Here is a 6,757-nt window from a genome sequence, read left to right on the forward strand (position 1 = left end):
GATTTAAAAGTAATAAAAATTTCAGAAAATCAAAGACTTTTTATAAAAATTTATTTTTACCAGGTAGCAGACTAAATTTTGGTGAAAATTTATTATCTAAAAACAACAATGAAAAAGCAGTAACCTTTATAAGTGAAAATGGATTTAGAGAAGAAAGATCATGGAGACAATTAAATTTAAATACGAGTAAAATTTCAAAGTTTCTAAAAAAAATAAATATTAAAAAAGGAGATAGAGTAGCAGCCTATATGCCAAATACTATTGAAACTGTTGAAGCATTCATTGCTACAACTTCCCTGGGGTGTATTTGGTCTTCTTGTAGTCCGGATTTTGGATCTAAAGGTGTTATAGAAAGATTTTCTCAAATTAATCCAAAAGTTTTATTTATCACTGATCAGTATTTTTATAATGGAAAAAAAATAGATGTTTTAAAAAGACTTCCAGAGATTTTAAAATTAATCCCATCAATTAAAAGTGTTATAATTAGTAACTATCCTGGAAAAAAGTTTATTAAAAATAAATATAAATTAAATAAAATTAATTTATTTAAATGGAATGAATTAATGCAAACTAATGCTGAAAAAATTGATTTCAAAAGATTTGATTTTGAGACAGAATTAGCAATACTATATTCAAGTGGTACTACTGGAAAGCCTAAATGCATTTGTCATCGATCTGGTGGTGTTTTAATCCAGCATATGAAGGAACATCAATTACATTGTAATATTAAAGAAAATGATAATGTTTTTTATTTTACTACATGTGGATGGATGATGTGGAATTGGTTAGTTAGTTCATTAGCTTCGAAGGCATCTATTGTTCTTTTTGATGGATCCCCAATGTTTAAATCATCCGATTTGCTTTTGAAAATAGCACAAAGAGAAAAAATAACTTTATTTGGAATAAGTGCGAAGTATGTAGATGCTTTAAGAAAATTTAAACCAAAATTAAAATATAAATTCAAACTAAATAAACTAAGAACAATTTGTTCAACAGGCTCACCTCTTTCAGAAGAAAGTTTTAAATATGTTTATAAGCATATTAAAAAAAATGTGCACTTGTCATCTATTTCTGGTGGTACCGATATTGTTTCGTGCTTCGTATTAGGAAATTTATATCAGCCAGTGAACATAGGAGAAATACAAAACAATGGTTTGGCTTTAGATGTAGATGTTTTAAGTGATAAAGGGAAGTCTTTAAAAAATAGTAAAGGAGAACTTGTCTGTAAAAATCCTTTTCCATCAATGCCTTTAAAGTTTTGGAATGATAAAAATGATATTAAATTTAAGAGTGCTTATTTTAATAGATTTAAAAATATATGGCACCATGGAGATTACGCTGAGATAAAAAATAGTGGCGGTTATATAATTCATGGAAGATCAGATACCACTTTAAATCCAGGAGGTGTAAGACTTGGAACAGCGGAGATATATTCAGAAGTTGAAAAGTTTAAAGAAATAAAAGAATCTATTGTTGTAGGACAATCATGGGATAATGATGTTAGAATAGTTTTATTTATTGTAATGAGCAAAAATTATTCATTAACAGAAGAATTAATTAACAAAATTAAATTACAAATAAAAAAAAATGCATCTCCTAGACATGTTCCAAGAAAAATTATTGTTGTAAAAGATATACCTCGAACAAAAAGTGGCAAAATAGTTGAACTTGCAGTTAAAAGTAAGATAGAAGGAAGTCAAATTAAAAACATACAAGCTTTAGCAAACCCCGAAGCTCTAGAACAATTTAATAATTTAAAAGAATTGAGTAATTAAATGTTAAAAAATCTTGTCAAAGATCTGAAGCCATCATCTACTCTTGCAATTAACGAAACTTCAAAACAACTAGAACAACAAGGAAAAAAAATATTTAAATTTGGTTTTGGACAGTCACCATTTAAAGTACCAGAAGATGTTGTTGAAGAATTAAAAAGTAATGCTCATCAAAACAAATATCTACCCATGCAGGGCCTTGAGGAATTAAGGGAAGTTGTAGCGAAATATTCATCTAAAAAGAAAAATTATAACTACAAATCGAATAATGTAATAATTGGACCAGGATCTAAAGAATTAATGTTTTTATTGCATGTAATTTTTGATGGTGAAATTATATTGCCAGCACCCAGTTGGGTTTCATATGCACCACAAGCTATTTTAGGGAGAAATAAAATTCAAATTCTCCAAACAGAAAGGGAAAACAACTGGTTTCCTACTGGAGCACAAATTGAGAAAATCATATCAAAAGATAAAGATAAAAATTATTTATTATTTTTAAATTCACCGAACAACCCTTCCGGACAGGTTTGTAATAAATTAGAAGAAATTTCAGAAATTGCCAAAAAGTATAATCTTATAATTTTATCAGATGAAATATATTCAGAATTAACATTTTCAAAAAATTTTAAATCTATCTCAAGTTATTGTCCTGAAAAAACTATTATTAGTACTGGACTTAGTAAATGGTGTGGTGCAGGGGGATGGAGACTTGGTTATTTTATAATTCCAGATGAATTGAACGATTTAAAAAATATGATCAATGTATTAGCTAGTGAAACTTTTTCTGCTGTGAGCGCACCTATTCAGTATGCAGCAATCAAAGCTTACGAAAATGATCATTCAAATTATATTACAAAATCAGTAAATATTTTAAGTGCAATTGGTAAATATGTTTTTTTAAATTTAAAATCAAATCAGGTATTGATTAATGAGCCTCAAGGAGGGTTTTATTTAATGCCAGAATTTTTAAATAATAAATTTAAAACTTCATCAGAAATGTGTAAGGATATATTAAATAATACTGGAGTTGCTTTATTACCAGGTTCTGATTTTGGATTTAATCCAGATAAAATGTTAGCAAGGTTAAGTTTTACAGATTTTGATGGTCAAGAGTTTATGAACAATATTGATGAAACAAAAAAAATTGATGAAAATTTAATTAATAAGTTTGCACCAAAAGTAGTAGAAGGTGTCAATAAACTAAAGAATTGGTCAGAAAACCTATAAAATCACACTATACACCTACGATTATTTTTTGTTAGAATAAAATTATAAAAATAACGACATATAAATATAAATATAGAGGGGTAAATAATGAAAAAAATAGTCACATCTCTATCAAGTGCTTTACTGATTTTATTTGCATCATTGTCTTTGACAACTGTCGCTAAATCAGCAGAGTTCTTTACGATAGGAACAGGCGGACCTACAGGAGTATATTTCCAAACAGGGAACGCTATATGTAAAATGCTTCACAAATCAGCAATTAGTGCTGAACATGGTAGAAAAAAAGGTACAGCTAAAGCTTATAGATGTACTGCTCCATCAACTGGTGGATCTAACTACAACATTGGACAGATAGCAGCTGGAGAATTCCAATTTGGTGTAGCACAATCAGACTGGCAGTATCATGCTGTTAATGGATCTAGTAAATGGGAAGGAAAACAATTTAGTAATTTGAGAGCAGTTTTCTCAGTTCACAATGAGCCTTTTCAAATTTGGGCTAGAAAAAAAGCAAAAATTAAAGATTTTGCTGGATTAAAAGGAAAAGTAGTTAACATCGGTAATCCTGGTTCAGGTCAAAGAGGAACTATGGAAGAACTGATGAAAGCAATGGGTGTTGATAATAGTTTCTTTAAATCAACAACTGAGCTTACTTCTTCTGAACAAGTTAAAGCGCTATGTGATGGAAAAATAGATGCATTTGGTTATTCTGTTGGATTTCCAAATGGTGCTATGGAACAAGCAGCAACTTGTGCAGCTAAAGCTTCTCCAATTAATTTAACAGGTTCTGAAGTTCAAGGTTTAATTGATGGTGCAGATTATTATGCACAGGCAGTAATACCTAAAGGAACTTATACAGGTCAGAAAAAAGATGCTACAACTTTTGGTGTAAAAGCTACTGTTGTTACTTCTGCAGATGTTTCTGAAGAGCTTGTTTATTTAGTTACAAAAGCTGTAATGGAAAATTTTGATGATTTCAAAAAACAACATCCAGCATTTGGTTTCTTGGAAAAGAAAAACATGATTAAAGATGGTTTATCTGCTCCACTACATCCAGGTGCAATAAAATACTATAAAGAAGCTGGGTTAATGTAATCCAATTTTTATTAATAAAAAAGGCCTGGTGATTTTTACCGGGCCTTTTTTTTTATGGTATGAATAATTTTAATGAGCGACTCAATTAGCAGTAAAATTAAAAATAAAATAAGCGAAGACTTATCACCAACTAGAAATATTACTGGTTTTCATTTGAAAATTGTTTCAGCAATAGCAATTATTTGGTCATTATTTCAACTTTGGTACGCTTCACCATTTCCATTCATGTTAAATTTTGGAATGTTTAAGGGATTGCCAGCAAGGGCAATTCATTTAGGTTTTGCTTTAACTTTAGCCTTTTTAATTTACCCAATATCAAAGGGTAAGAAAATTTCGTTTTTTGATGTTTTGATCAGTTTTATGGGAGCGATATCATGTCTTTATATTTATTTTTTTTATGATCAGTTGGTTGAAAGAGGGGGTGTACTTTTAAATCTTAGAATAACGGAAACATTTAATTTTCCATTAGAATTAATATTAGGAGGATGTGGAATATTGATACTGTTAGAAGCTACCAGAAGAGCAATTGGTCTACCTTTGGTAATTATTGCCAGTTGTTTTTTATTGTTTTCCTACTTTGGGAGATATGCACCTGAAATAATTTCACACGGTGGTTTATCATTAAATAGACTTGTAGGTTTTCAGTGGCTTGATCAAGAAGCAATTTTTGGAATTCCGATTGGGGTATCAGTAGATTTTATTTTCTTATTCGTTTTATTTGGCGCTTTGCTTGAAACTGCTGGTGGTGGAAAATATTTTTTAGATCTTGCTTTTGCAATGGTTGGAAAAATGAGAGGAGGACCTGCAAAGGCAGCAATATTAGGCTCAGGTATGACTGGATTAATTTCGGGATCTTCAATTGCAAACACAGTCACTACTGGAACTTTTACAATTCCAATTATGAAAAAAACTGGTTTTTCAAAAGAAAAAGCTGGTGCTATCGAGGTTTCTTCATCAGTCAATGGTCAGATCATGCCACCTGTCATGGGCGCTGCAGCATTTGTGATGGCAAGTTTTATTGGTGTGACTTACTTTGAGATAGTTAAACATGCTTTTTTGCCAGCAATTATTTCTTACATAGCATTATTTTATATTTCACATTTAGAAGCTTTAAAATTAAATCTTAAAGGAATGGATAATGCAGATGTTCCTCATTTAAAAAAAACTTTTTTATCTGGGGTACATTTTTTAATACCAATTTTTGTTTTAATTTATACTTTGGTTTATTTAAGATTTACTGCCTCATATTCAATTTTTTATGCAACCATCACTTTGGTTTTAGTCAATTTAATAAATTTGTTAATTAAAAATGAAATTAAAAAAGATGCTCTTAAAGAATGGTTTAATCAAACAATAGTTGGTTTTGAAAAAGGAGCTTTAAATATGGTTGCTGTTGGTATAGCGATTGCAACTGCAGGAATTATTGTTGGTGCAGTTGGATCTACAGGCTTAAGTACTAATTTAATAATAGTTATAGAATCTATAGCTAAAGATAACGTTACTATATTATTATTTTTAACAATTATTTTGTGCTTACTTTTAGGAATGGGTTTGCCAACAACGGCAAATTATGTTGTTGTTGCTTCTTTAATGGCGACTGTGTTGGTGGATGTTGGGAATGCCTCAGGTTTTATTTTTCCATTAATTGCAGTTCATTTATTTGTCTTCTATTTTGGCTTAATGGCTGATGTAACTCCACCAGTGGGACTTGCCTCTTATGCAGCCGCAGGAATATCCGGTGGAGATCCTTTAAGAACAGGAGTGCAAGCTTTTTGGTATAGTTTAAGAACAGGAATTTTAAATAATCTCGTAGGAGCATGTGAAATTATGAAACCGTTATTTAACTCAAGACCAGTATTTTTAACTTGGCTTCCTCTTTCACACTCTTATGAGCATTGTGTTCAATTTGCACAGATAGCTGTAGGAGCAAAAGTATTCTATGCAGAAAAAATAGAAAAACTTTTAGAAAATATATCTGAGGCAAAACCCACTATTATGACAGCAGTTCCAAGGTTCTACCAAAATCTTTATAACAAAATAAACATGAATTTAAAAAAGCAGACAGGTTTTAAAGCAAAATTGATTGAAGCAACTCTTCGTTTGGGAAGAAAAAAACTATTAAATCTAAAAATGACATTTTCTGAAAAATTAATCAATTTTATAGTTGATAAATTAGTTAGAAAAAAAATAAAAAAACAGTTTGGTGGAAATTTGAAAGCTTTCGTTTCAGGGGGTGGGGCTCTAGACAAAGAAATAGGAGAATTTTTGAATTCTGTGGGACTGCCTACTCTTCAGGGTTATGGTTTAACAGAAACATCACCAGTAGTAAGTTGTAATCCAATACATAAAATTAAAGTGGAAACTGTAGGACCTCCATTTAAAGGAAATGAAGTTAAAATTGCTGAAGATGGAGAGATTTTAGTTAAAGGCGAAAATGTAATGCTAGGATATTGGAACAAAAAAGAAGAAACTGAAAAAGTAATTATAAATGGATGGTTACATACAGGTGATATTGGAGAGATAGATCCAAATGATGGTTATTTAAAAATTACTGATAGAAAAAAAGATATCATAGTAAGTGCTGGTGGAGATAACATTTCACCTGCTAAAATTGAAAATATGATTACGAATGAGCCAGAGATAGATCAATGTATGGTTTATGG

4 protein-coding genes are annotated in these 6,757 nt (G+C 30.3%); all 4 read left to right on the plus strand.

Features of this window, described 5'->3' with window-relative positions; all coding sequences use genetic code 11:
• A partial coding sequence (locus ACTTBL_RS06455; protein WP_440644110.1) for an acetoacetate--CoA ligase occupies window positions 1-1,775 on the plus strand: 1,775 nt, incomplete at its 5' end.
• Entirely contained in the window at window positions 1,776-3,002 is a 1,227-nt protein-coding gene (locus ACTTBL_RS06460) for a pyridoxal phosphate-dependent aminotransferase (RefSeq protein WP_440643094.1), read from the plus strand.
• 87 nt (window positions 3,003-3,089) lie between these two features.
• Complete coding sequence (locus ACTTBL_RS06465) at window positions 3,090-4,094, plus strand: TAXI family TRAP transporter solute-binding subunit (RefSeq protein WP_440643093.1); 1,005 nt, start codon at window positions 3,090-3,092, stop codon at window positions 4,092-4,094.
• Between the two features lie 72 nt (window positions 4,095-4,166).
• Window positions 4,167-6,757: TRAP transporter fused permease subunit (locus ACTTBL_RS06470; protein ID WP_440644111.1), on the plus strand; the 2,591-nt coding region annotated here is incomplete at its 3' end.

The sequence above is a fragment of the Candidatus Pelagibacter sp. HIMB123 genome (assembly GCF_052048195.1).
Classification (GTDB): Bacteria; Pseudomonadota; Alphaproteobacteria; order Pelagibacterales; family Pelagibacteraceae; genus Pelagibacter.